This window comes from Altererythrobacter sp. C41 (assembly GCF_016803135.1).
In the GTDB taxonomy this organism is placed as follows: Bacteria; Pseudomonadota; Alphaproteobacteria; order Sphingomonadales; family Sphingomonadaceae; genus Pelagerythrobacter.
The window spans coordinates 46755-70317 of record NZ_JAEVFE010000006.1; the positions used below are offsets into that span (position 1 = coordinate 46755).

Annotated in this window: 22 protein-coding genes and 1 pseudogene; 6 read left to right on the forward strand and 17 right to left on the reverse strand. The window is 64.7% G+C overall.

Annotated features, from left to right (window positions below):
- Positions 1–154: 154 nt before the first annotated feature.
- The 10 genes and pseudogenes from JNO53_RS11370 to JNO53_RS11415 all read right to left on the reverse strand — a co-directional run bounded on the left by JNO53_RS11370 (position 155) and on the right by JNO53_RS11415 (position 8562).
- Positions 155–616, reverse strand: coding sequence for a DUF2793 domain-containing protein (locus tag JNO53_RS11370; protein ID WP_203111403.1), 462 nt, complete (start codon positions 614–616; stop codon positions 155–157).
- Positions 615–1459 (reverse strand): annotated as a pseudogene (locus tag JNO53_RS11375) (phage major capsid protein); the annotation flags it as partial. The gene JNO53_RS11370 and the pseudogene JNO53_RS11375, both read right to left, overlap by 2 nt.
- Before the next feature lie 62 nt (positions 1460–1521).
- Positions 1522–1911, reverse strand: coding sequence for an HK97 family phage prohead protease (locus tag JNO53_RS11380; protein WP_203111405.1), 390 nt, complete (start codon positions 1909–1911; stop codon positions 1522–1524).
- Positions 1911–2219 carry a DUF6127 family protein gene (locus JNO53_RS11385; protein ID WP_203111110.1) on the reverse strand — a complete coding sequence of 103 codons (309 nt, stop codon included), beginning with the start codon at positions 2217–2219 and terminating at the stop codon, positions 1911–1913. The genes JNO53_RS11380 and JNO53_RS11385 overlap by 1 nt, the downstream gene beginning before the upstream one ends.
- A 144-nt stretch (positions 2220–2363) precedes the next feature.
- Entirely contained in the window at positions 2364–2615 is a 252-nt protein-coding gene (locus tag JNO53_RS11390) for a hypothetical protein (protein ID WP_443111176.1), read from the reverse strand.
- A gap of 264 nt (positions 2616–2879) precedes the next feature.
- Positions 2880–3095: a hypothetical protein gene (locus JNO53_RS11395; protein ID WP_203111112.1), complete on the reverse strand. Its 216-nt coding sequence runs from the start codon at positions 3093–3095 to the stop codon at positions 2880–2882.
- A gap of 32 nt (positions 3096–3127) precedes the next feature.
- A complete protein-coding gene (locus tag JNO53_RS11400; RefSeq protein ID WP_203111114.1) occupies positions 3128–4027 on the reverse strand; it encodes an ROK family protein in 900 nt (299 codons plus the stop codon).
- A 45-nt stretch (positions 4028–4072) separates the two neighbouring features.
- Positions 4073–5632, reverse strand: coding sequence for an alkaline phosphatase D family protein (locus JNO53_RS11405; RefSeq protein ID WP_203111116.1), 1560 nt, complete (start codon positions 5630–5632; stop codon positions 4073–4075).
- Positions 5633–5718: 86 nt separating this feature from the next.
- Positions 5719–7152 carry a mannitol dehydrogenase family protein gene (locus JNO53_RS11410; RefSeq protein WP_203111118.1) on the reverse strand — a complete coding sequence of 478 codons (1434 nt, stop codon included), beginning with the start codon at positions 7150–7152 and terminating at the stop codon, positions 5719–5721.
- Between the two features lie 24 nt (positions 7153–7176).
- A complete protein-coding gene (locus JNO53_RS11415; protein WP_203111120.1) occupies positions 7177–8562 on the reverse strand; it encodes an FAD-dependent oxidoreductase in 1386 nt (461 codons plus the stop codon).
- A gap of 399 nt (positions 8563–8961) precedes the next feature.
- On the opposite strand from JNO53_RS11415, the gene JNO53_RS11420 reads away from it, so the two are divergent.
- Positions 8962–10020, forward strand: a complete 1059-nt coding sequence (locus JNO53_RS11420; protein WP_203111122.1) for a LacI family DNA-binding transcriptional regulator — start codon at positions 8962–8964, stop codon at positions 10018–10020.
- Here JNO53_RS11420 and JNO53_RS11425 read toward each other — a convergent pair.
- On the reverse strand, positions 10006–11403 hold the full coding sequence (locus JNO53_RS11425; RefSeq protein WP_203111124.1) for an MFS transporter: 1398 nt from the start codon (positions 11401–11403) through the stop codon (positions 10006–10008). The genes JNO53_RS11420 and JNO53_RS11425 overlap by 15 nt on opposite strands.
- 463 nt (positions 11404–11866) lie before the next feature.
- Here JNO53_RS11425 and JNO53_RS11430 point away from each other — a divergent pair, with 463 nt between their 5' ends.
- Both JNO53_RS11430 and JNO53_RS11435 read left to right on the forward strand, forming a co-directional pair.
- Complete coding sequence (locus tag JNO53_RS11430; protein WP_203111126.1) at positions 11867–14710, forward strand: TonB-dependent receptor plug domain-containing protein; 2844 nt, start codon at positions 11867–11869, stop codon at positions 14708–14710.
- 69 nt (positions 14711–14779) lie between these two features.
- Positions 14780–16363: an amidohydrolase gene (locus JNO53_RS11435; RefSeq protein ID WP_203111128.1), complete on the forward strand. Its 1584-nt coding sequence runs from the start codon at positions 14780–14782 to the stop codon at positions 16361–16363.
- A gap of 504 nt (positions 16364–16867) precedes the next feature.
- On the opposite strand, the gene JNO53_RS11440 is transcribed toward JNO53_RS11435, so the two are convergent.
- The 6 genes from JNO53_RS11440 to JNO53_RS11465 all read right to left on the reverse strand — a co-directional run bounded on the left by JNO53_RS11440 (position 16868) and on the right by JNO53_RS11465 (position 21868).
- Complete coding sequence (locus JNO53_RS11440; protein WP_203111130.1) at positions 16868–17299, reverse strand: OsmC family protein; 432 nt, start codon at positions 17297–17299, stop codon at positions 16868–16870.
- A 40-nt stretch (positions 17300–17339) separates the two neighbouring features.
- Positions 17340–18317, reverse strand: coding sequence for a GSU2403 family nucleotidyltransferase fold protein (locus JNO53_RS11445; RefSeq protein WP_203111132.1), 978 nt, complete (start codon positions 18315–18317; stop codon positions 17340–17342).
- A gap of 121 nt (positions 18318–18438) precedes the next feature.
- Complete coding sequence (locus JNO53_RS11450) at positions 18439–19857, reverse strand: cadherin repeat domain-containing protein (RefSeq protein WP_203111134.1); 1419 nt, start codon at positions 19855–19857, stop codon at positions 18439–18441.
- A 62-nt stretch (positions 19858–19919) separates the two neighbouring features.
- Positions 19920–21176 carry a serine palmitoyltransferase gene (gene spt / locus JNO53_RS11455; RefSeq protein ID WP_203111136.1) on the reverse strand — a complete coding sequence of 419 codons (1257 nt, stop codon included), beginning with the start codon at positions 21174–21176 and terminating at the stop codon, positions 19920–19922.
- Positions 21173–21418 carry an acyl carrier protein gene (locus JNO53_RS11460; protein WP_203111138.1) on the reverse strand — a complete coding sequence of 82 codons (246 nt, stop codon included), beginning with the start codon at positions 21416–21418 and terminating at the stop codon, positions 21173–21175. The genes spt and JNO53_RS11460 overlap by 4 nt, the downstream gene beginning before the upstream one ends.
- 81 nt (positions 21419–21499) lie before the next feature.
- Complete coding sequence (locus tag JNO53_RS11465; RefSeq protein ID WP_203111409.1) at positions 21500–21868, reverse strand: response regulator; 369 nt, start codon at positions 21866–21868, stop codon at positions 21500–21502.
- Between the two features lie 19 nt (positions 21869–21887).
- Between JNO53_RS11465 and JNO53_RS11470 the strand changes: the two genes are divergently transcribed.
- The 3 genes from JNO53_RS11470 to JNO53_RS11480 all read left to right on the forward strand — a co-directional run bounded on the left by JNO53_RS11470 (position 21888) and on the right by JNO53_RS11480 (position 23562).
- The gene (locus JNO53_RS11470; RefSeq protein WP_203111140.1) at positions 21888–22223 is read left to right on the forward strand and encodes a DUF3572 family protein; all 336 of its coding nucleotides are present in this window, start codon (positions 21888–21890) and stop codon (positions 22221–22223) included.
- Complete coding sequence (locus tag JNO53_RS11475) at positions 22220–22873, forward strand: HAD family hydrolase (protein WP_203111142.1); 654 nt, start codon at positions 22220–22222, stop codon at positions 22871–22873. The genes JNO53_RS11470 and JNO53_RS11475 overlap by 4 nt, the downstream gene beginning before the upstream one ends.
- Before the next feature lie 230 nt (positions 22874–23103).
- A complete protein-coding gene (locus tag JNO53_RS11480; protein WP_203111144.1) occupies positions 23104–23562 on the forward strand; it encodes a RidA family protein in 459 nt (152 codons plus the stop codon).
- Position 23563: the final 1 nt, after the last annotated feature.

A 23563-nucleotide genomic window follows, 5' to 3' on the forward strand; every position in this document is an offset into this window, starting at 1 on the left:
GCTCTGTTTTCTAACTTTTCCCCAAGAGGGAGGCAAGCGGCCAATATCCCGAAACTGTTGCAATAATGCCTCGCTTTGGGATGCTCCGGCCGAAATCTTGAACGAAAAAGACCCTCCTGTGCCACCCCGAACGCGCGACCCACGATTGGGTTCCTCAATCGGTGCGGGGTAAAATTCCTGCGAGGCGGAGGGTTTCGATAAGGTTATCAATCGCAGCGCGCGCCTCGGCATCCACGGTGGACCCTCCCGCGGGGCTCTCCGGGGCGACCGCCCGCACCCATTCGCCTTGGTGAAGCGCGGCCTGCCGTGCCGCCCTGTCGAACACTCGCATGCCGTCCTGCGGCGCAGCGAACAGCCAGGCTCCCGCCTGGCGCCCGGCGAGCTGGCCTGCGTGCTCGTTCCACTCGCCGGTCGGTGCAGGGCCGACGATCCAGACTTCGCCCTCCGTGGGCGCAGGGGGCGGATCGTTCGCCTCGCCCTCGACCGCGCAGTGCAGGAGCATGTCGAGAAGCGCATGCGATTCGTTGACGATGAATTCTTTCTGGGATTGCGCCGGAAAAAGATGGCGCAGACCGAAGCGCGGGGTCGCGGATTCGAAAGTGACGGGCTGTGACATCGGCAGTCTTGAGCTTGCGTACTTCGGCCAGCGTGGACGAGTTCATGGACGAGGCTCGCCCCCTGCTGGTGCCCCGCCTTGAGGGTGTGCACCAGCACGATCAGCGCCAGGTCGGGATCGCTCCCGAAGCCCGTGGCATCGCCGCTGCGGACATATTGCAACGTGCCGAACGCCCGCGCGCCATCGTCGACGGCCGACGAAGGTGCGGCGAGAAAGCCCGCCGGCTGGTTCGCGCCGGTGCCGTTGACGAACGCGGCCCCTTCCGCGCGGGCGAACTCCATCGCGATCTCGCTGGCCAGCCAGGCCTCGACGTCGAAACGCCGCGTCGTCGAGCATAGCCTGACTCGCCGCCGGGTTGGCATAGAGCTCGCCGCTCGGCGGGGCGATTTCGGTGAACTGCGGCGTCGCGGTCTCGGGCCGCCCGGCGGTCTCGCTGACCCAGCCCGAGGCGGTGCCGCCGGTGCTCACCAGCTTGCGGTAGCCGCTCGTGCCGGTCTGCACGACTTGCGCGATCGAGCGGATCGGGCTGATATCGGTGAGGGCGCGGGCGATCTCCGCGTCGATCTCGCGCGGCACGGCGTAGCCGCCGTCGGCCGGAACGCCGGTCGAAAGCGACTTGACCTCGGCGATGGAGCCGCGGCGCAAGTATCCGTCGACGAAGCCCTTGACCTCGGGGTTGTCATTCGCGCCGGAAATGGCGGGCCGCTGGGCGGCACGGCCGATTTCGTCGACATCGGTGCGCAGTGCCGCGACATCGGTCTCGGTCTTCTCCTGCCGTGCGACGAGATCGAAGCTTTCCTCGAGCGAGTCGGCGGGGGCGGTGGGCGTAACGGGCATATCCATCGGGCAATTCACCTTTCTTCGGGCTGACAAAAAATAGCCCCCTCCTCTTCAGAGGAGGGGGGTCAGATGATCAGATGCACCCGCGCCGCGTGCTGCAGCGGATGCGTGACGAGGCTCACCTCGAACAGCTCGACATCCTCCAGCACGCGGCCCGCGGGTTCGTGCCGGAAGCGCCGCGCGCGGTAGCCGAAGCTCAGCCCGCTCACCGCGCGCCGGCGGAGCATCGCAGAGGCGCGACCGTCCGGGTTGTCGAGTGCGGCGATCACGCGCAGGCCGCGCGCGTCCTCCGCGATCCGTTCGACCCAGCCGATCCGCTGCTCGGGCCGGTGCTGCCAATAGAGCGGCAGCGGCTCCTGCCGCTCGGCAAGCGTGCGGGCGAAGGCGCCGGGCCGGATCGTATCGCGGCTCGCATCCGCGCGGCCGAACAGTGCCGCGTAACCGGCCAGCCGCATCACCGCAGTACCTCGGTCAATCCAAGCCGCACGGCGATGCCGATCAGCACCAGCGCCAGCACCCCGCGTACGAGCCACGCCAGCGCCGCGCGCCACACGCTCGCCTTGGCGTCGCGCCAGGCCTGGAGCAGCTTGCGCAGCTCGTCGAGATCGTCGCGCGCATCGGGATCGGCGAGCCCGGTACGCTGAAGCGCGCGGTCGGCGCCGAGATCGGTCGCTTCTTCGACGATCGCGCGCAGCGTCACCAGCTCGCAGCCGCCTTCCTTCGCCTCGGCGATCAGCCGGGCGATCATGTCCTCACGGATCATGTTCGTTTCTCCAAAAAATTGCTGATCTCGATGCGCTGGGCTTCGATGATCAGGCATGGGCCAATCCCGTGCGACATTCCGACTATCGGCGGTTCTCGCTGAAGGTGCAGGTGAGCTGGCTCACCCCCATGCATTTTTTGCTGCTTACTCCAGCTCGAGGATGGCGCGCTTCTCATCCGCAGAGAGAGACTCGGCCGATGAAACCTGCGTCCACAGCCGCTCCCGATCCTCGGCCAGCGCGGGCACCCGGTCGAGGTCGACCGCCAGCGCGGCCTCGGGGAACCACGGTGCCAGCCCCTCACAGGCCGGCGAGGATCTTGCCCACAGCGCGCGGTTGGCCTCGCGGCAGTTGGCGTAGGTGTTGTCGCCTAGCAGCCCGAGCAGCATCGGCGGCACCCCGAAGGCGAGCGCGATGTCGCGAGCTCCTGCAGGAAATAGGTCCGCCAGTGCTTGTCGAGAATGCCTTCGCCACCTCGCGCCTTCTGCGTGGGCGAGATCCTCACCTGTTTGCGCAGGGTGTTCGTACGGCGTTGAGCCATGATGTCGCTCCCGGTTCGATCTGTGCGACGGCCCGAGACGCAAACGGGCGGCGCCGGAAGCCCGGCACCGCCCGTTTCGAATCACACCATCGCGATATTTTGCTTTTCTAACCAAAGAGCGTCACGATGTCAATAAAAAAGTGCCAAACAGGTTATTTCGGGTTTGTTTTGCGCGGAGGCGCAGAGGTACGACGCACCCGCCCGCCTTGAGCAAGGCTCCGCGCGCGCCATGGAAATAGAAATAGCCGTCGAGTTCCGGCACCAAGGGCTCGATCAACTCGATCGCAGCCTCGACGCCGTGCACTCTGGCCACTGGCACCGCACGATTGAGCATCATCACCGGTGCCGGCGTGGTTGCTGGATCGAAAGTTACCGGCTGGCGCCGCTCAAAGCTTCCAGTCCAGTCGCGAGCGCCCCCAATGGACCGGTCATCGGCCCCAGCTTCGGCGGGGCCAGACGGTGGCCAAGTTGTTCCGCATAGGCCGCAAGCGATCCATACCCGGCAATGCTTGCAGCGAGCGCTACACGCAACTTCGGAAACAACTCCGCTCGTGATGCCATCACGCCGCCGCCGATTGCGATCCGCTCCGGTGCGGCAGTGACGATCAGGTTATGCAACAGCCCTGCGAGGTCATGGACAAACAGATCCCATTCGGGGCCGTCTTCGGCAAGATCTTGTCCGGGTCGGCCGAACCTCTCGACAAGAGCCGGTCCCGAGATGAGCCCCTCGACGCAATCACCGTGAAACGGGCAGCAGCCGGCATAGCCGTCGCCGGTTGCGCGGCGCACGCGCATATGCCCTGCCTCGCCATGCGCTACGCCCTGCACCGGCTGGTTGCCCGAGATCAGCCCGACACCAACACCCGTGCCGATCGTGATATAGCAATGGCTCGACAGCCCCTGCGCACCGCCCCAGCGCTGCTCCGCAAGCGCGGCGCCGATCACGTCGGTCTGGATCGCCAACGGCTTGCCGTAGCGTGCGGCGAACCGGCGCATGAGATCGGTTCCCGTCCAGCCGGGTTTGGGGGTTGCGCTGACGGATCCGAAGCCGGGGCTGTGCGGATCGAGATCCAGCGGTCCGAAGGAGGCGACGCCGAGCGCATCGAAGCGCCAGCTGTCGAGCACCTTTTCCAGCGCAGCCAACGTCGCGGCGGGATCGGTGGTCGGCACCGTTTCGCAAGCCCGAACATCGTCGGGTTCGGTTCCCAGAATGGCGACGCATTTGGTGCCGCCCAGTTCGAGACCGGCAATCAATGGAGAACGTGTCATTGGAACTTCCAAATGAGAGATGAAATCCGCCGCCTTGAGCGGTGATCAGACCTTGACTGCTTGCGGCCTGCCGGGCTCCACGACGTAGCGCGCCAGCGTGCTGATGCGGCCACCTGGTGTGAACACCTGATCGACAACGCGCAGATCGGCGTGCCAGGTCTTGGGGGCCACATCGAACAGCAGATAGCCGCGCTGATCGTGGATCATCGAGATATGCGGGTTGGTCGCCGCGCGCGGATCGGGGCCGATGGGCAATCCGTTGGTGCTGATCGAGCTGACCGACGTTCCGTGGAACTCGGGCGCGATCGATGGGCTTTCGAGATCTCCGCGACGCGACGGCAGGTTGCCGATGAAGAACATGTGGCTGTCGCCCCCGGTGATGACGACATTCTTGCCGCGTTCCCCGATCATCCCGATCAACCGCTCGCGTGCATCGGGATAGCCCGTCCAGTTGTCGTAGCCGTTCGAGGGAACCGCTTGCGCCGACCGATCGAACGGCATGACGAGCCCGCCGAGTCCCAGCAGATTCCACGCGAAAGCAGGCGTGAGACCTTCACCCAGCCAGCGCTCCTGCGCCCCGCCCAGCAGGGTGTCCGGCGTGTCGCGCGTATCGACGCAATTGCCGTTGCCGGGCTTCTCGCACAGACGGATGCTGCGATAGCTGCGCTTGTCGAGGACGTGGAGGCGCACGAGCTGGCCGAAATCGAGCCGCCGGTAGGTGCGCGGCGACCCCCGATACGGAAACTGGGTCATCCGCACGGGCATATGTTCGTACCAGGCCTGCATCGCGGCGGCACGGCGCAGCAGGAACACTTCCGGGGGCGTGGTGCCGGCATCGAGATCGCCCGCCCAGTCATTCTCGACCTCGTGATCGTCGAAGGTCGATACGAACGCCGCGGCCGCGTGCGCCGCCTTCAGATCGGGATCGGTCTTGTAGAGCGCATAGCGCTGCCGATAGTCGTCGAGGCTGTATATCTCGTCGCTGTTGTGGTGGCGCACGAGGGGCGCCTTGGCTGCCGCCGCCAGGCCGGCCGCCTTTCCTTCGTAGATATAGTCGCCGTAATGATAGACGAGATCCAGGTCGGCTTCCTGGCTGATATGGTGCCAAGCCGTGAAGAGCCCGCGCTCGTAATGCTGGCATCCGGCGACCGCCATGCGCAACCGGTCCAGCGTCGCTCCGGCGGCGGGCGCCGTGCGGACGGTGCCGATGTCGCTCGCGATCCCGTCGACGACGAAGCGATACCAGTAGCGGCGATGGCTGCCGAGGCCCCCAACCTCGACATGAACCGAATGCGCCAGTTCGGGCCGTGCCAGCGCCACGCCGGTACGCACGATCCGGCGGAACGATTCGTCCTCGGCGACGTCCCAGCCGACCGGCACGGCCTCGGCTGGCATGCCGCCATGGGGTTCGAGCGGTTTCGGCGCCAGGCGGGTCCAGATGACGAAGCCATCGGGCGCCGGATCGCCCGAGGCGACGCCCAGCGTGAACGGATCGTCGAGGAATTTCGGCGCGGCGAGTGCGGGCGCCCGCGCCAGCGCAGCGACCAGCGCGGCGTGTCCGCCGGCGCGAAGAAGGGTGCGGCGGCTGAACGGATATCCCGTCATAATATAAGGCTCGCAGGGTTTGTCTGGAAGGCGGTGTTCGACAGCGTCAGACCGTCATCGATCCGGGTGGGCGCGCGTCGCATCGGTCAGCCTTCGATGTAGCGCGCCATGGCCCCGCGCACTCCCTCATCCCAGACGAGATGCAGCGCCTCCGCGAACGCGGCGACGAGGGCGGGATCGTTCGCAAGGTTGCCGTAGATCGCACGCATTCCGATCCATCCGACGGGATCCTGCTTCGCCGCGCGGGCTGTGGCCGTCAGCTTGTCCCAATCGGGATCGTTCGGGGCGATCGCGCGGCCATTGGGGGCGGTGCCGTAGCAATAGCGGCACCATAGGGCGCTGGCGAGGATCAGTCCCTTCGGCATGACGCCTCTGGCGATATTGTCGCGGATCGACGGGATGATGAACTTCGGCTGCCGGTTCGATCCGTCGAAGCACAGGCGGTGCGCGGTGTCGGCGATCTCGGGATTCGAGAAACGCTGCAGGATGAGTTGCTTGTAGTCGCTCAGGTCATGACCCGGAACGAGGGGGACGATCGGCACGATCTCGTCGCTTTCGATCTTGTCGACGAAGGCCGCGATCGTGGGGTCGGCCATCGCCTCGTGGACATGCTCGATTCCCAGAAGTTCCGCCGGATAGCCGATGATCGCGTGGCCGCCATTGAGGATGCGGATCTTCATCGTCTCGAAATCGTGGACACAAGAGCTGAAGGTAGCGCCGACCTTCTCGAGGGCAGGGCGACCGGCCGAGAAGCGGTCTTCGATCACCCACTGGCGGAACGGCTCGCACGTCACCGGCACTGGATCGTCGCCGAGGCCGAAGGCCGCCGCCATCGCGCGCTCGCGTGGGCCGGTCGCCGGCGCGATGCGATCGACCATGGCGTTCGGAAAGGCGACATGGGCGTCGATCCAGTCGGCGAGGCCGGGATCGGACAGGCGGGCCAGCCCCACCACCGCGGCGCGCGCGACATCGCCGTTGCCGGGCAGATTGTCGCACGACAGCACCGTGAACGGCACGACGCCGGCGTCGCGGCGCGCCGCCAGCGCCGCGACGATCGCTCCGAAGGCGGTCGCCGGGCGATCGGGCATGGTACCGTCGGCGACGATCTCGGGCGCCGACGGGTCGAAGCGGCCGGTCGCGGGATCGATGAAATAGCCGCCTTCGGTAACGGTCAGCGAGACGATGCGGATTTCCGGCCGGCGCATCGCGGCGATCAGGGGGCCGTTCGCGGGATCGACCTCCACGAAGCCGATCATGGAACCGATACGGCGCGCGCGCTTGCCCTGGGGGTCGAGCTCGATCACCGTCGACAGCCAGTCCTGCGCCATGAGCGCATCGCGCATCCGCGCATCGGCCGGGCGCACCCCCGCGCCGAGGATGGCCCAGTCGTGATCCTCGCCCAGCGCGAACAGATCGTCGAGATAGGCCGCCATATGGGCGCGGTGGAAATTGCCCAGGCCGATATGGACGATCCCGGCTGTCAGGCGTGCGCGATCATAGCGGGGCTGGGCGACGCTCATCTCATGCTCTTTCGGGAGGCAGCATCACCGGGCAGCGCTGACCGCGGGATAGGTGGTCAGTTCGATCGGTGCCGCCGGGGCGACGACATTGTCGAAATCGACCACCGCGCCCTGCGCGATCAGCGTTTCGCGCAGATGCTCGAAGTTCATCGCCGACATGCTGTAGCCGTGCTTGACGCTCAGGGCGGCCGCCGTTCCTGCGCCCTGGCCCATCGCCATGCAGGTCGCCATCACACGAACCGAGCCGAAGCCGGGGCCGTCCGCGCTCAGGCAGCGGCCCGCCGTGACGAGGTTGACGCTGCCTCGCGGCACCAGGCAGCGGAAGGGAACGTTATATTCCTGCCGCGGGATGACGAGGCCGTTCTGATCGTTGCTGTCGCTCGCATGGATATCGATCACGTGCGCGCCCTTCGCGATCGTGTCGGGGAAGGCCTTCGGGGACAGGATGTCGTCGCGCTGCAACTCGTAGAGGCCGACGATGTGATAGGATTCGCGCACGCCTGTCTGGATGCCCGATTTCGCCAGCCAGCAGTCGCGGAATTCCGGAAATTCGCGGCGCAGCACTTCGATGATGAGCTGCAGATTCTCGCGCAGGCTGCATTCGGTCTTGGTGAACCACTCGGGATCGCTGGCGTCGGTCGCCTCGCGGAGCACGTTGATGCTCACCATGCCGTCGTGGAAGAACTTGTTGATCCAGGGGCCGCCGAAAATCGGAATCTCGCCCTGTTCGTTGAGTTCGAGCAGCCGGCCGCGGATGGCCTCGGACACCGGCAGCATCCCGTCGACCGCGTCGCCGAACAGATAACCGAGCGCGTCGGTATCGACGCCGCCCAACTGGAACCACAGTGTCGCCGGCTGCAGCACGTCTCCCTTCGTGGTCGGGAAGCCGGCCGCGCGCACGAGGTCGGCGTCGCCGGTGCAATCGACGAACACCTCCGCCTCGTAGGCGACGCGGCCCGCCTTGTTCTGCACGATGACATGGGTGACGCGGTCGCCCTCGACGACACAGTCCGAAAACCAGGAGTGGTAGAGCAGCGTCACCCCGCTTTCGAGCAGCAGACGCTGGGCAGCGAGTTTCAGGATCTCGTCGTTGACAGGAAAATTGCCGCTCTCGCGCGTGACGTCTGCGCCGCCGAGTTCGGCCGCTTTCTCCAGCAGCTCGAAGGGGATGCCGCCGATATGCTGCTTGCCGAAATGCCGGAATTCGCTGATCGGCGTCACCAACGCACTCGTCGACATGCCGCCAACGAAGCCATAGCGTTCGATCAGCAGCGTCCTCGCGCCGTTTCGCGCCGCCGCGACCGCGGCGATCAGCCCCGCCGGACCGCCGCCGCAGACGACGACGTCATAGCTTCCGATAACCGGAACCTCGCTGCGGGGGACGCTGATTGACGCATTGTGCTTGGGCATTGCGGGGCGTTTCTTTCCTGTTGGTGATCTGAATTCGTACGCGGCCATGCCGCGACGCCTCGGTGGATGAGCGGCCGGCCGAGAATGAAAGTGCTGGCGGTACTGGAACGGTGGGGGGGCGTGCGCCACTCGGAACTCCCTGCCTGATCCCACTCCTTCCCGTGTCGTTATCTACAATGACGATATATCTAGATATCGATAATGTTATTCCTGCCATAACCCGTCAACCCAGTCAACGTGCTTATAGATAGTTGATATATTGATGGTTTTATCATCCCGTCCAGTGATGGGAGGACTTGATGTGTGGGGAATCAAGCCCATTTAGAGATAACGATAATGTATGTTTGGCGACTGGAGCATCGGACGCTAGACTCATGAGCCAGATCAAGGGGCGTAGGCATGACTGACGAAACCAGGGGGCGGCGTCAGCCCACTCTTCAGGATTTGGCGAAAGTCGCCGGCGTGACGGCGAACACTGTTTCCCGCGCACTCAACGATCGGCCGGGCGTCAGCCCGGCCACGCGGGCCCTCATCAAGGCCGAGGCCGAACGCCTGGGCTACGTGCCCAATGTCCACGCTCGCTCGCTCGTCCTCGGCGCGCGCAAGACGATCGGCGTGATCATCGCCAACATTTCGAATCCCTTCTTCGCCGACCTCGTCAGCGAGGTCGAGTTGCAGGCGCAGCATGCCGGCTACACGGTGCTGCTGCTGCTGTCCTACGAATCGGCGGAGCGCGAGCGCGACGCCATCAACCGCGCGCTGCGATCCGGCCTGGACGGTCTCATCGCGGCGCCGGTGCAGGAACGCTCCGATGCCTGGACGCCGGTGATCAAGGCGGGCATTCCGCTCGTTCTCGTCAGCCGCGAGCTGCCCGAGCTGGGTGTCGACTTCTACTCGACCGACAACGAGGCTGGCATCCAGCTCACCACGGAGGCGGTTCTGGCGCGCGGCGCGAAGGACATCGTGCTGCTTGATGAGGACATGCCGTTTTCAACCATCCGGCTGCGCACCGAAGGGTTTCGGCACGCGCTCGAGCGGCACGGTTTGGCCTTCGATCCCCGCAACAATCTCGCGCTGATTCCGCCGCCGCGCTCGTTCCGCGTCTCGCAATCGTGGCATGCCGACGATGCCTATCGCGTCGCCAGCGATCTGCTGGATCGCGGCCGGCGGCCGGACGCCTTCGTCGTCGGCGACGACTATTACGCGCTCGGTCTGTATCGCGCGCTGCGCGAGCGCGGTATCCGCGTCCCAGACGACGTACTGGTCATGGGCTGGGGCAACCATCCCTTCACCCGGTTTATGGAACCGCCGCTTTCCACGCTGCTGCTGCCGTTTGAGGAGGTCGCCCGCCGCGCCACGCGCCGGCTACTCGACCGGATCCAGGGCACGGCAGACGATCGGGTCGTCACCGACCGAATCGTGCCGGAACTCGTGATCCGCGCATCAAGCACGCGCTGAAATCGCGCGCCGGCTGCGCCCGATTACCACGATCAGGATCACCGCCGACAGCGGGTGCAGGACCGCGAGCCCGACGAACAGCGCGACGTAGTCGAACTGTTCGAGGATCGATCCGGCGAGCAGGTTGAGGATCAGCGAGGTACTGGCGCCGACCGCGCCGAGAATCCCGACCGCCGACGCGTTGACACGAGCGGAAAACAGCCCGGCCAGGAGCACGTTATAGCCGACGAACCAGGCCTGGCAGACCACAACGACGATCGTGATGATGGCAATCGCCAGGGCGGCGCTGGAGGTCATGGTGATGATGGCGCCCAACGGCATCAGCGCGGCAGTGAATGCGAAAATGCGAAGCTGGACCCGGATGGGGTCATGCCCGCGTTCGGTGAATCGGTCGACCACCCGGCCGAGCACCATGCACATCAATACGGCGGCGATGAATGGCAGGCCGCCGACCAACCCGAGTTCCGACAGCGACAGACCGACGCGTTCCTGCAGATAACCGGGAATCCAGAACAGATAGAAATACCAGACCGGATCGCTGAGCATGCGGACCGCAATGATCGACCAGAATCTCTTGTCGCGCATCAGTCCGCGGACCGATGCGTCGCCGTCGTCGACCGGCTCGGGCAAGGTCGGCGCCGCGTCCGCCATCGGCTGAGCGGGCGGAGTGTGCCGGGTGTCGGCGAACCACCACAGGATGGCTACGATGATTCCGATCACCCCCGGAATTACGAATGCCGCGCGCCAGCCGATTCCGGTCGCCAGCAAGGCGATCAAAGGTGGTGCGAGGATGGCCCCGATATTGCCGGCCGGCGTAGCTATGCTGATCGCCAGCGCGCGTCGCTCGATCGGCACCCAGTTCAGAATGGCGCGCTGGACGACCGGAAACGCGCCGGGCTCGGCGGCGCCCATCAGGACGCGCGACGCGACGAGATGCCCGAAGTTATGCGACAGACCCGACACGATATTGGCGACCGACCAGCCGATCGCGAACACCGTCATTGAGGCCCGAGTGCCGAACCGGTCGATCAGCCGGCCACTCACCACGTACATGAGGATGTAGGGCAGCATGAACGCGAAGGTCAGCAGCGAATAGGCTTCGTCGTCGAACGCCAGCTCGGCCTTCATGATTGGCTTGAGGATCGAGAGCGTTTGCCGATCGAAATAGTTCAGCACCAGCAATGCCATCAGCAGCCCGATGATAAGCCAGGCTTTGCGCGGCATCTTCTTGATCGGTGCCGCGTCGGCGGTCGCTGTCTGGGCGTCGGTCATCTGGCTGGTCCAATCGATTGCTGGCGGCGTGCGAGAGCGGGCGGCGTTTGTGGGGCGCGCGTCGCGACGCCCTGGTTGAGGAGCAGTGACCGAGAAGCCTGGGCGCCGCAACGATGTGCGATGGCCGAGCCGTCATCGCGCCGCCGCGTCGGCGGCCAAGGACGAGCGCCGGACATCGAACGGTGAGCCGCTGTCAGGCGTGTGTGCAAGTACGACGAACGGGCAATTGCGCTACGGGCCATCCGGCGACATCTCCCTCATAACATTATCGTTATCGTAGAATCGCCCAGAGCTCTTGTCCAGTGAGCGATTCTCCCGCGGATCATATTCATAAAAATGCCATAAAACAGAGAGATAAAGAAGAAGTTGACTATCGCTGGGTCATCTGGCAGGTCTACATTAACGCTATCGTTCATGTCGTAGCTGTCGGCCATCAGGCTGACGGCAATTAGGCGATCCGGCGGGGCGACCTTGAAACGGATACAGATTCAATAACAAACACAATGGTTTAGTGGAGGAACTAATGGGATCGAAGGCAAGCCTATTCCGCGCGACATCAGCCATCTCCCTTTTGATGGCGGGCGTCTCACCGGCATTTGCGCAGCAAGCATCGTCGTCACCCGACGAAGGACTCGCGGCCGATGCCGCGTCACAAGTGGCGCCCGGCGACATGATCGTCGTGACCGGGTCGCGCATCGCCCGACCGGAACTCGAGTCGCCCATGCCCGTCAGCGTCACCAGCATGGAGCAGGCGCTCGATATCGGCCGAACCAGTGCCATCGAGGCGCTGGAACTGGACCCTGCGCTCGGCACCAACCAGAATCTCAGCAGCGACGTCCGGGGCTGGGATGCGGGGATCGCGGCGGTAAACCTGCGCAATCTCGGCACCAATCGCAGTCTGACGCTTATCGACGGACAGCGTCGCGTGTCCGGTTCGGCACGATCCTCCGCGGTCGACATCGGCATGATTCCGGTAAGCATGATCGAGCGGATCGAGGTCGTGACCGGCGGCGCTGCCGCAATTTACGGGGCGGACGCGGTCACCGGCGCGGTCAATGTCATCACCAAGCGCGACATCGAAGGCCTCCACATTTCGGGACTGGCCGGTATTTCGGAGCAAGGCGATGCCGCGAAATACCTTGTCTCCGTCGCCACTGGCGGCAAGTTTGCCGGGGGCCGCGGCTCGTTCTCGATCGGGGGCACCTACTCACAATCCAATCCCCTGATCTATACCGACCGCTTCGACTGGCGGGATTGGCCGACCTACCGGGCAAATCCCGACAATACCGGGATCGATGACGGAATTCCCGATCGTGTGCTGTCCCCGAACACCAGGCAGATCTATTATGACTATGTCCCGACCTACTGGCTGAACGGCCAGCGCTACATGGTCGAGAACGGCAATATCCGCGAATCCCGCTGCGACATCGAATACAGCCCCGGCCAATATGCGGTGTGCGATGGGGGCGACGGCCGGAACCTGAGCGACCGCGACCAATTCCGCGGCGGCCTGAAGTCGTTGGCGCTGATGGGGCGGGTCGATTACCAGATCACCGACGCCATCGAATTCGGCACGCACTTCTCCTATGCGCGGCAGAAGTACGATGGAACGTACAATTATTGGCGTGACGACAGCCGGACCACCTATTTCTCCGGCCCGGTTCCCGGTGGACGCGGCGCCAGCGCCACGCTGGACAACCCCTATCTGCCCGACTCCGTCCGGCAGGTGATGATCGATAACAACCTCACGTCGCTGTATATCGACCGCACCTACGGCAACTTCCCGGAACGGGAAGAAGATCACGACCGGGAAAGCTATACCATCGGCGCCTCGCTTGGCGGGGATCTGGGCTCCGGTTTCAAATGGGAAGCATTCTGGCAATATGGCCGCGTGACCGACAACGTCACCGAAGCGAATGTCCCGTGGAAATCGCACTGGATCGCTGCGCGCGACGCGATTGCCGATCCCGTTACCGGCGAACCCGTTTGCCGCGACGAGGCAGCTCGTGCCGCCGGCTGCGTGCCGTTCGATATCTTCAGCACGGAACCGGCGACCGAGGCGCAGATCAAATGGGCAATGGCCGATCGGCACGAGCGGCGGGTCAACACGCAGCAGGTCTACGGCGCGAATATCAACGGTCCGCTGTTCGCACTTCCTTATGGAGACGTTTCGGTCGCCGTAGGTGTCGAGCATCGCAAGGAAACGCTGACGACGCGGGACGATCCGCTCGCACTCGCCGGCGAGCTTGTCTACGGCGCCGGTCCATCCGAACATCCGGAACTCGACGCGTCGTTCGATGTGAGCGAAGCCTATGGGGAAATGGTCATTCCGGTCCTGAGCGATCTGCCGTTCGCCCGCCGGCTCGAGGTCGAGGGCGCCTATCGCTATTCGGATTACAGCACTGTCGGCAGCACGCACGCCTGGAAAGCTGGCGCCATTTGGTCGCCGGTTGACGGGATCAGCTTCCGCGGCGTCCGCTCACGCAGCGTGCGCACGCCGAATTTCGGCGAGCTCTACGAAGCGAAGGTCGAGACGCTCACCGGGGCTTATACCGATGCCTGTTCGCTGGCGCTGTATTACGCCTCCGAGACGCGAGCCGCGAACTGCAAGGCGCTGGGGATCGATACTCCCTTCGAGACCCCCAGGATCGGGCCGGTGGTCGTCACCGGCGGCAACCCCGATCTCAAGCCGGAAACCTCGAACAGCCTGACGCTCGGCGTCATTCTGCAACCCGGTTTCCTGCCCGGTCTCGATGTGACGGTTGATTATTGGGATATCGACATCAAGAATGTCATCACCCAGTTCTCCTACGCCACCCTCATCCGGCTCTGCGTGGATGCGCCCACGATCGACAACCCCTATTGCGCGCGGGTGACGCGCGATCCGACCACCCATTATGCGACGCGGGTCGAATCGAACCAGCTGAACGCGGCGCGGCTCTATGCGCGCGGCATCGACATCGGGGCGGCTTATCGCCGGCCGGTGGGCGGCGGCGTCCTCAGCCTCTCGTTCAAGGGCAGCTACCTGCTCGACAAGGTGACGGAAACCACTCCTGGAATCCCCGAAGGCGATGTCGTGTCCGATGGCGCCTGGGAGAATCCCCGGTTTCGGGCGAACTTGCTGACCGCATACAGGGTCGGCGACCTCAACATCGCACTTAATACGCGCTTCATCAGCGCCGCCACCTACGAGCTGAATACCGATTCCGACGAAGCCTATCCGCGGCAGCATATCCCGGCCAAGGTCTACAACGACCTGACCCTGCAATATGATATCACGGAGAAATACCAGTTTGGCATCGGGGTGAACAACATCCTCAACATCATGCCTACGCACATGCCGACGATCTATCGCGACGACAGAATCTACGGCGTCGTCGGCCGGTATTTCTTCGCGACGGTCAAGATGGACTTCTGACCCGGTAGGATGGAATCGCAAGCGAGGGCAGCCGCTCTCGCTTGCCGCTCGAACGAGGAGAGCAGAGGCATGATCCGATCCCTCATCACGATCGCGGGGGCGCTGGCATTCGCCGTCCCCGCCGCCTCGCAGACCCCGCCGCGGGCCGCCAAGGCCGAGGTGGTGCGCGGTGTGGAATCGCGGGCGAAGCTGTCGCAGGTGATCAACGATCAGTTGTTCAGCTATGCCGAGATCGGATTCCAGGAGCATGAGACGGGGCGGTTCCTGACCGCTCTGCTCGAAGAACATGGCTTTGCGATCGATCGCGATGTCGCGGACCTGCCGACCGGATGGGTGGCGCGGTGGACGAACGGCACCGGCGGCCCGGTGATCGCCTTGGGAAGCGACATCGACGGCATCCCGAAAGCAAGCCAGACGCCGGGTATCCCGTGGCACCAGCCGATGGTCGATGGTGCTCCGGGTCATGGCGAAGGGCATAATAGCGGCCAGGCGATGAACATCGTCGCAGCGCTGGCGGTGAAGGACTGGATGGTCCGGACGCAGACGCCGGGGACACTGGTGATCTGGCCCGGCGTCGCCGAGGAGTTGCTGGGCGGCAAGGCCCGCTTCGTCCGTGCCGGCGTGTTCAAGGATGTCGACGCGGTGATCTTCAGTCACGTCAGCAGTCAGCTCGCCACCAGTTGGGGCCGGCCGAACGGCACCGGCATGGTCAGCGTCGAGTATACGTTCGAAGGCAAGAGTGCGCATGCCGCGGGTGCGCCGTGGCGGGGAAGATCGGCTCTCGACGGCGTGATCGCGATGGCGGATGGCTGGGAGATGCGGCGCGAGCACCTTCGCCCCGTACAACGGTCGCATTACGTCATCAGCGAAGGCGGGGACCAGCCCAACGTGGTGCCGTCCGAAGCGAAGATCTGGTTCTACCTGCGCGAGATGGATTTCGAGGCCATCAACGAGATGCTGGCGACCGCCGATGCCGTTGCCGACGGGGCAGCCAAGATGACCAACACGACGGTCAGCCGGCAGATTCTCGGCGTGGCGGCAACCCAGCATTTCAACCGGCCGATGGCAGAAGCCGCCCACGCCAATATCGTCGCTGTCGGCTTGCCCGAATGGGACGCCAACGACCAGGCGTTCGCGCGTGCCGTGCAGGAAAATGTCGGCGCCACGGTGAAGACCGGATTGCCCACCGAACTGGCGGCATTCGGCCCGCCACCGAAGGAGCCGAAATCGGCCGGGTCGGACGATATCGGGGACGTGAGCTGGACAGTGCCTACGATCACCATCCGCTATCCGGCCAACATCCCTGGTCTGCCGGGGCACAATTGGGCGAACGCCATCGCGATGGCCACCCCGATCGCGCACAAGGGCGTGCAGGCCGGCGCCAAGGTGATGGCTATGACGGTCGTCGACCTGCTGACCAGGCCCAAGCTGATGGCGGAGGCGAAACGCTATTTCCGTGAGGTGCAGACGAAGGATCAGAACTATGTCTCGATGCTGGCGCAGGACGATGCGCCGCCGACATGGCTGAACTCGGAAACCACAACGCGCTACACGCCCGAGCTGCAAAAGCATTATTACGATCCGGAGCAGTATGGATCGTATCTCGAACAGCTTGGGGTCGAGTGGCCGACACTTACTCGACCGGAGAAATAGCGACCTTCAAGCGTCGCGATCGGGTCGGTTCGACCGGCCGACGCCGTCCGGCACCTGCATCCAGGGGAGCGGATCTATACGTTCTGGAAATACTGGCGCGGCGCTTTCGAGCGCAACGCAGGCCTCAGGATCGACCATTTCCTCCTCAATGGTCCCGCCGCCGCACGCCTGACGAAAGCGGCGGTCGATACGCGCCCGCGAAGCTGGGAGAAGACCAGCGACCATGCGCCGGTCTGGATCGAGCTCGCGGAACGGATGCCGCGAAAGCGTCGCGGCTGAACAACGCCCAATGCCCATTCGGGCCCATGTACGAACTGGCGCGGTGCCATCCGCGTTGTTCTGGGCGCTGTTCGAGGAGGCGCCGCGCAAACCGGGTCACCCCCTCTTACGCGGCGATCGTTTGCAAAGGACGCATCGATCTCGAGGAGCCCCTAAGAGGAGCCGGCTCATCACGGGCCGGGTAGGGTCTGCCGCCTCAGCATCACCTCGAGCAGCGACGCGGCCCTAACCCTCGAACGTCGTCTCCAGCGTAATCTCGGCCTTGAGCAGCTTCGAGATCGGGCAGTTCGCCTTCGCCTCGGCGGCCAGCTTCTCGAACTCCTCGCGTTCGATGCCGTCGACCCGGCCGGTCAGCGTCAGGTCGGAACGGGTGACGGTGAAGCCTTCGCCTTCCTTCTCCAGCGTCACCTTGGCCTCGGTGTCGAGCGTGCCGGCGGTGTGCCCGGCGCGCGCCAGCGCGAAGCTCAGCGCCATGGTGAAGCAGCTCGCATGCGCTGCCGCGATCAGCTCCTCGGGATTGGTGCCCGGCGCGCCTTCGAATCGCGTCGCGAACCCATAGGGCTGGTCCTTGAGCGCGCCCGATCCGGTCGAGACATGGCCCTTGCCGTCCTTGCCCAGTCCCTCGTAGCGTGCGCTGCCGGTATTGGTGGTCTTCATCGCTTCCGATCTCCTTCACAATCGAGACGACTGGCGGGCGTCAGCGTTCCGCATGTTCGCGCCACCGCGCCCAGCTATCGGCCAGCTCGGCGGGAATCGCACGCGAGAATTCCTCCCCCAACGGATAGTGCGGCATCGCCTGAGCCACGGCATCGAGCACGGCGAGGCCCTGTTCGCGGTCCTTGCGCCGCTTGAGCGGGTTGCGCTTGGCCTGATCGGCGAGCCACAGCTTGTGCAGCGCGAACCAGCGCGGGTCGGGCGCGACGATCCGCGCCGCGCTGCCGTCGCGGCAGGGGACGACCTGGTCGATCGGCGTGCCGAGCAGCAGCCATTCCTGCTCGGGCAGGGGGATCGGCCGCGGCCGGTCGCGCCGGGCGAGGGCGTCGGCGCGCGACGGGGCGACGAGCAGTTCGACCTCGTAGGCATCGGCATTGCGCGCCTGAAATCCGCGCTCGGTGTTGACCGTGAAAGTGGGGTCGACCGCCTTGAGCAGCTCCCACACCGGCGCGCCTTCGGGCCGCTCCTCGCCGGCCCAGGCGAGATCGAAGTCCTCGGTCTCGTCGGCTACGTCGAACCGCGCGACCGCTTCCTGCTGATAGGCGACGAGGCAGTTCGTGCCGACGACGAGCAGCGCCCCGTCGAGCAACCCGCGACAGTCCGCCTCGCGCAGGATCGGCCCCGGCGCCGCCGCGAGCATCGGCACCCGCAGCGCGCGCACCAGCCGCGCGCCTTCCTCCAGCCGCGCCCGCGCTTTCGCGAGCCGCTCCTTGGCGTCCGCCTTCTCCGCCTTGAACGCCGTCAGGCGCCGCTCCGCCTCCTCGTCCCAGCGGCAAAGGCTGGTGCCGTTGCCCGAACGATCGCGAATCTCGTAGAGATACTCATACGCGCCCACCGCCTTGCGCCGCAGGTCATACGGCAGCGCCCGCAACCCCCGCTCGGCATCGCGCCAAGCCTCGTAACGCTGCCGCAAATTGACCAGCGCCCGCGCCTGCTCGTCGGTGTAAGGGGTGAGCGTCATCGCCGCCATTTATCCCACATTTTTCGTAAAATGGGAAATCGTGGGATAAACTATGTGATTACAAAGCTTTTGACCAGTCCCCCCCGCGCCTCTCTCGTGGCGCGTTGGTTCGAAAGGCCTCCTACTCAACTCGATAAAGATCACCCGCAGCATTGAGAATGAACATGGTTCCATCGTGCGCGGTAAGCACGCTTTTCGGGACTCCCATCGTGCCGCTTGCAGGAGTGAAATCCGCGGAGCGATCTTCCACCTCGAACCCGGTATGCAACGCGCCATCGGTCATGAAACTGGCCGGTGCGGCCAGGATCTTGCCTGAAGCTTCCGCGAAAACGAGCTTGTCCTTGAGGCTCGTATTCACGCCGGTGTAGACCGCACCACCGACAAGTCCGGTGGACCGACCGTATCCGCTTCCTCGCTCGAATGTAAGAAATGGTCCATTCACATCGGCGGGAGGATTGGCAGAACGCTCGTACACGCCTTCGCGAGCAGGCCAGCCGAAATCAAGAGGCCGCGCTTCCGGATCGAAATAGGTTAATTCGTCCTGATGAATGGTCCCCCGATCGAGCAGGAAGGCCAACCCGCGATAAGAACCCGCACCGCCCGGATCGTGAATACCCTCTCCCACGACTTCCGATTGCAGACAGACCGAAAGAAGCGAAGCGCCACAATACGGATCGAAGTTGAGTCTGAAGAGCTTGCCAAAACCGCTCGATGCATTCTGTGCCGAACTGCCGGTGGGGTCGCCGAGCGCCGCGCTGACAAACCCGTTCGCAAGCAACAGTATACCGGTTGCGTTCCTATCCACCCCGTCTGCCAGCATTGGCGTGGGTCGGGATGCATTGGCATCCGTTGCGTGGAAGAACCTGACAAATGTCCCCCGTCCTTCGATGGTGATCATCACGAAGATCCAGGCCCGGTCCTGTATCGCCGACAGGACGCGGCCAGTCTCGCCCGTGAGGAATATGTTGCCGAGCAACGTCTGTGTGCTTCCTCCAATATCGAACTGGATCAAGCTTCCGTCGGATTTCACCACCAGGAGTTCATCACGTCTGTTGACCGGCACCACCAAGACGCCGGGATCGTCGAAGTTGGCGGCGAGTGTCGTCGACACCGCCTCCTTGTCGTTCCGAACTTCAACTGTCAGCTCCACGCTTCGGCTACCGCCACGTCCGTCGGAAACGTGCGCGCTCAGAACATAACTGTTGTCGTGGTTGGCATCGGCAAAGAGATCGTAATTGGGCGCATTGCGGAACCCGATCTGCCCGTTTGCATCAACCGCGAAGTGCTGCGCATCCTCGCCAGAAAGCGAATAGGTCAACGTGTCGCCGTCGGGATCGTCCGCCTGGAGCGTGAATAACGTGCCGGTCAAATTCTCCGCAATCGTCGCAGCATTGCGGTCCACGCTCAATGTAGGCGCACGATTTGATGGCGAGGGTGTCGGGGATGATCCGTCGCTACCACCACAAGCGGAAACAAGGCACGCGCCGGCCAGAACCAATGAGCTGCGCGACATGGCGCGCGAAAGCGACGAAGAAACCATTGAGCACCCCCTGCGCGGAAGATCATCCGCGCAGGTATTTACATGGCAGCTTCGATTTCAGGTCAAGAAATAATACCCACAGCCTTCCCCGCACGCTCGAACATGCCGAGGATCGTCTCGACTTCCTCTTCCGAGTGCTCGGCGCAGAGCGAGCAGCGGAGCAGGGTCATGTTCGCCGGGGTGGCCGGCGGGCGGGCCAAGTTGACGTAGAGGCCTTCCTTCAGCAGCGCCTCCCACATCGCGGCGCCGCGCTCGAGGTCGGGCATGATGACTGCGACGATCGCGCTTTGCGGTTCCTCGGTGCCGAGCTCGAAGCCGAGGTCCTTGAGGCCGCCGTGCAGCCGCTTGGAATTCTCCCACAGGTGGGCGCGCTTGTTGGAGCCCCGCATCAGCTTGCGGATGCTCGTCGCCGCGGTCGCGACCACGCTCGGCGGCAGGCTCGCGGTGAAGACGTAGGGGCGGCAGACCAGCCGCATGATCTCGAACTTCGGGTGGTTGGAAACGCAGAAGCCGCCGACCGTGCCGACGCTCTTGGAGAACGTGCCGATGATGAAATCCACGTCGTCGATCACGCCCGCCTGCTCGCACACGCCGCGGCCGTGCTCGCCGATGAAGCCCATTGAGTGCGCCTCGTCGACCAGCACCATCGCGCCGTACTTCTTGGCGACCGCCACCATTTCCTTGAGCGGCGCGGTGTCGCCGAGCATCGAATAGACGCCTTCCAGCACGACCAGCTTGCCGGCGCCTTCGGGAATGCGGCGCAGGCGCTTCTCCATCGCCTCGAGGTCGTTGTGCTTGAACGGCACGACTTCCGCCTTGCCCATCGCGCACCCGTCCCAGATGCTCGCATGGCTGTCGATGTCGAGGACGATGTAGTCGCCCTTGCCGGCGATCGTGGAGATGATGCCGAGGTTGGCCTGGTAGCCGGTCGAGAACACCATGGCGTGATCCATGGCGTAAAATTCACGCAGCGCGTCCTCGCATTCCTTGTGGCCCTGGTACGTCCCGTTGAGCACGCGGCTGCCGGTCGTGCCGCTGCCGAAATCGTCGAGCGCCTGCTTGCCCGCCTCGACCACGTCGGGGTCGAAGGTCATGCCCATATAATTGTACGTTCCGAGCAGGATCGTGTCGCGCCCGTTGCAGATCGCGCGGGTGGGGGAGAGGACTTTCTCCATCACCAGATTGAAGGGGTCTTCCTGGCCCTGCGCCAACAGCCCTTCGCGCATGGCGATGAGATCGTCGAACTTGCTGAACAGGTCGCGCGACTCGCCGGCTTCCGGCGTTTCGGGCTTGTCCGGCTGCGAAATACCCTCGCTCACCGGTCGGCCTGCAGCTTGTGGACCGCGTCGACGAGCTGCCCGTAGGTCTCGATCTCGGCCTGCTGGTTCATGGAGATGATCACGTCGAACTCGTCCTCGATCGCGGCGACGAAATCCATCACCGTCAGGCTGTCGAACTCGAGGTCGCCGGCGAAGGTCGTTCCCTCCGCGATTTCGACGCCCTTCTTGTTGAACGGCTCGATCAGGCGGCGGATGGTCTGGTCGGTTTCGGCGCGATCCATGTGCGGTGTTCCAATCTTGCAACTGCGGGCGCGGCGCCCGTCATGTCAAAGCGGCGGCAAAGCGGGTCCGGCCCCTGCTTGTCAAGCGGGCACCAGCCGGCGCACCGCCGCCATGAAGGGCCCGATCGAGACCGGTTTCGCCAGATAGTCGGCCGCGCCGGCGTCGCGGATGCGGTCCTCGTCGCCCTTGCCGGCATAGGCGGTCACCGCCAGCACCGGCACTTCGGCCAGCCCCCGCTCGCGCTTAAGCGCGGCGATCAGGTCGACCCCGGAGACGTTGGGGAGCTGAATGTCCATCAGCACCAGATCGGGCGCGAAGGCCCGCGCGGCGTCGAGCACGAACTCGCCGTCGGCGACCGGTTCGACGTCGAAACCGTTCGCGCGCAGGACGTCGCAGAACAGTTTCCGGTTGAGGTCGTTGTCCTCGACAACCAGCACTCTCTTTGCCACAGGCTCGCTCACGTCGGGCATGCTCCCCTTGCTGCCTCGCCTGCCTTATGATCCCCGGAGGACGCTGACAATTATTCGCGAGACCCGAACGAACGATCACGCTCCGGGCGACGCCGATTCGCTGGCGCTCGCCGCGCTCGGCTGGGTGCTGCAGGACGACGATCGGGCGCAGCGCCTGCTCTCGTTGACCGGGCTCACGCCCGAGATCCTGCGCGAGCGGCTGACCGACCGCAGCGTGCTCGCCGCCGTTCTCGAATTTCTCGCCAACCACGAACCCGATCTCGTCCTCGCGGCCGACGCGCTGAACGTCACGCCCGAAACGCTGATCGAGGCGCACAGGAGCCTTTCGCAATGAGCCGCCCGCTGATCATCTCCGACTGCGACGAAGTGCTGCTGCACATGGTGGCGCACTTCCGCGACTGGCTCGGCGAGAGCGAGGGGATCGATTTCACGATCGGCAGCAACAACTTCGCCGAAGCCATGCGCTGGCGCGACAGCGGCGAGAGCGTGGGGGAACGCGACATCTGGCGCCTGCTCGGCCGCTTCTTCGACACCGAGATGGACCGGCAGCTTCCGATCGAGGGCGCTGTCGCGGGGATCACGGCGCTGACCGAGCATGCCGACGTGGTGATCCTGACCAACCTGAACGACGAACGGCAGGAGCGCCGCGCGCGCCAGCTCGCCGATCACGGGATCGCGGCGCGGGTCTTCACCAATCAGGGGCCCAAGGGGCCAGCGCTCAAGGCCATCGTCGAGGAATATGCGCCGAGCCGCGCGATCTTCATCGACGATCTCCCGCAGCATCACCGCTCGGCCGCCGAGACGGTGCCGGAGGTCCTGCGCCTGCATCTCTGCGGCGAGCCGCAACTCGCGCCCCACATCGACTGCGCGCACCGCGCCGGCCACGCCCACGCCCGAATCGACACCTGGGGCGAGGCGCTGCCGTGGCTGATGGACCAACTGGGCTCACTTCATTCGGTATCCAACCAGCCATCGTCACCCTGAGTTCGTTTTCGTCACCCTGAACTTGTTTCAGAGCCCATTCCTCCTCCCGCGCCTCTGCCCAAGGAGGCGTGATGGATGCTGAAACAAGTTCAGCATGACGGGATGGGAGGTTCGGCATGACGGGACGGAGGTTTCAGCATGGCGGGACAGGGGAAGGTGGTTCAATCGGGAGCGAAGCATCTCTAGGAGCCGAGGCTCCTCGATTCGGAAACACAGGATAGGGAACACGCATGAGCATCGAAGCGAAACTTGCCGAGCTGGGGATCACGCTGCCGGAGGCCGCGGCGCCGGTTGCCAGCTATGTGCCGGTGGTGGTCGCGGGCGGTCTCGCCCACGTCTCGGGCCAATTGCCGTTCATCGACGGCAAGCTGGTGACCGGGCGCCTGGGCGAGGACGTCGCGCTCGACCAGGGCGCCGCGGCGGCGCGCGCCTGCGGACTGATGATCCTCGCGCAGCTCAAGGCCGCGCTCGGCTCGCTCGACCGGGTGGAGCAGATCGTCAAGCTCGGCGCCTTCGTCAATTCGGCGGGCGACTTCACCGATCAGCCCAAGGTCGCGAACGGCGTGTCGGACCTGATGCTGGAAGTCTTCGGCGACGCCGGCCGTCATGCCCGCGCCGCGGTCGGCGTGCCGGCGCTTCCGCTCGGCGCAGCGGTCGAGGTCGACGCGATCGTCGCCGTGAGGGACTAGA

Bases quoted from the DNA above. Each gene is read 5' to 3' on its own strand.
- JNO53_RS11370 (WP_203111403.1), bottom strand. From the start codon at position 616: ATGTCACAGCCCGTCACTTTCGAATCCGCGACCCCGCGCTTCGGTCTG.
- JNO53_RS11380 (WP_203111405.1), bottom strand. From the start codon at position 1,911: ATGCGGCTGGCCGGTTACGCGGCACTGTTCGGCCGCGCGGATGCGAGC.
- JNO53_RS11385 (WP_203111110.1), bottom strand. From the start codon at position 2,219: ATGATCCGTGAGGACATGATCGCCCGGCTGATCGCCGAGGCGAAGGAA.
- JNO53_RS11395 (WP_203111112.1), bottom strand. From the start codon at position 3,095: ATGATGCTCAATCGTGCGGTGCCAGTGGCCAGAGTGCACGGCGTCGAG.
- JNO53_RS11400 (WP_203111114.1), bottom strand. From the start codon at position 4,027: ATGACACGTTCTCCATTGATTGCCGGTCTCGAACTGGGCGGCACCAAA.
- JNO53_RS11405 (WP_203111116.1), bottom strand. From the start codon at position 5,632: ATGACGGGATATCCGTTCAGCCGCCGCACCCTTCTTCGCGCCGGCGGA.
- JNO53_RS11410 (WP_203111118.1), bottom strand. From the start codon at position 7,152: ATGAGCGTCGCCCAGCCCCGCTATGATCGCGCACGCCTGACAGCCGGG.
- JNO53_RS11415 (WP_203111120.1), bottom strand. From the start codon at position 8,562: ATGCCCAAGCACAATGCGTCAATCAGCGTCCCCCGCAGCGAGGTTCCG.
- JNO53_RS11420 (WP_203111122.1), top strand. From the start codon at position 8,962: ATGACTGACGAAACCAGGGGGCGGCGTCAGCCCACTCTTCAGGATTTG.
- JNO53_RS11430 (WP_203111126.1), top strand. From the start codon at position 11,867: ATGGCGGGCGTCTCACCGGCATTTGCGCAGCAAGCATCGTCGTCACCC.
- JNO53_RS11435 (WP_203111128.1), top strand. From the start codon at position 14,780: ATGATCCGATCCCTCATCACGATCGCGGGGGCGCTGGCATTCGCCGTC.
- JNO53_RS11440 (WP_203111130.1), bottom strand. From the start codon at position 17,299: ATGAAGACCACCAATACCGGCAGCGCACGCTACGAGGGACTGGGCAAG.
- JNO53_RS11445 (WP_203111132.1), bottom strand. From the start codon at position 18,317: ATGACGCTCACCCCTTACACCGACGAGCAGGCGCGGGCGCTGGTCAAT.
- JNO53_RS11450 (WP_203111134.1), bottom strand. From the start codon at position 19,857: ATGGTTTCTTCGTCGCTTTCGCGCGCCATGTCGCGCAGCTCATTGGTT.
- JNO53_RS11460 (WP_203111138.1), bottom strand. From the start codon at position 21,418: ATGGATCGCGCCGAAACCGACCAGACCATCCGCCGCCTGATCGAGCCG.
- JNO53_RS11470 (WP_203111140.1), top strand. From the start codon at position 21,888: ATGCTCCCCTTGCTGCCTCGCCTGCCTTATGATCCCCGGAGGACGCTG.
- JNO53_RS11475 (WP_203111142.1), top strand. From the start codon at position 22,220: ATGAGCCGCCCGCTGATCATCTCCGACTGCGACGAAGTGCTGCTGCAC.
- JNO53_RS11480 (WP_203111144.1), top strand. From the start codon at position 23,104: ATGAGCATCGAAGCGAAACTTGCCGAGCTGGGGATCACGCTGCCGGAG.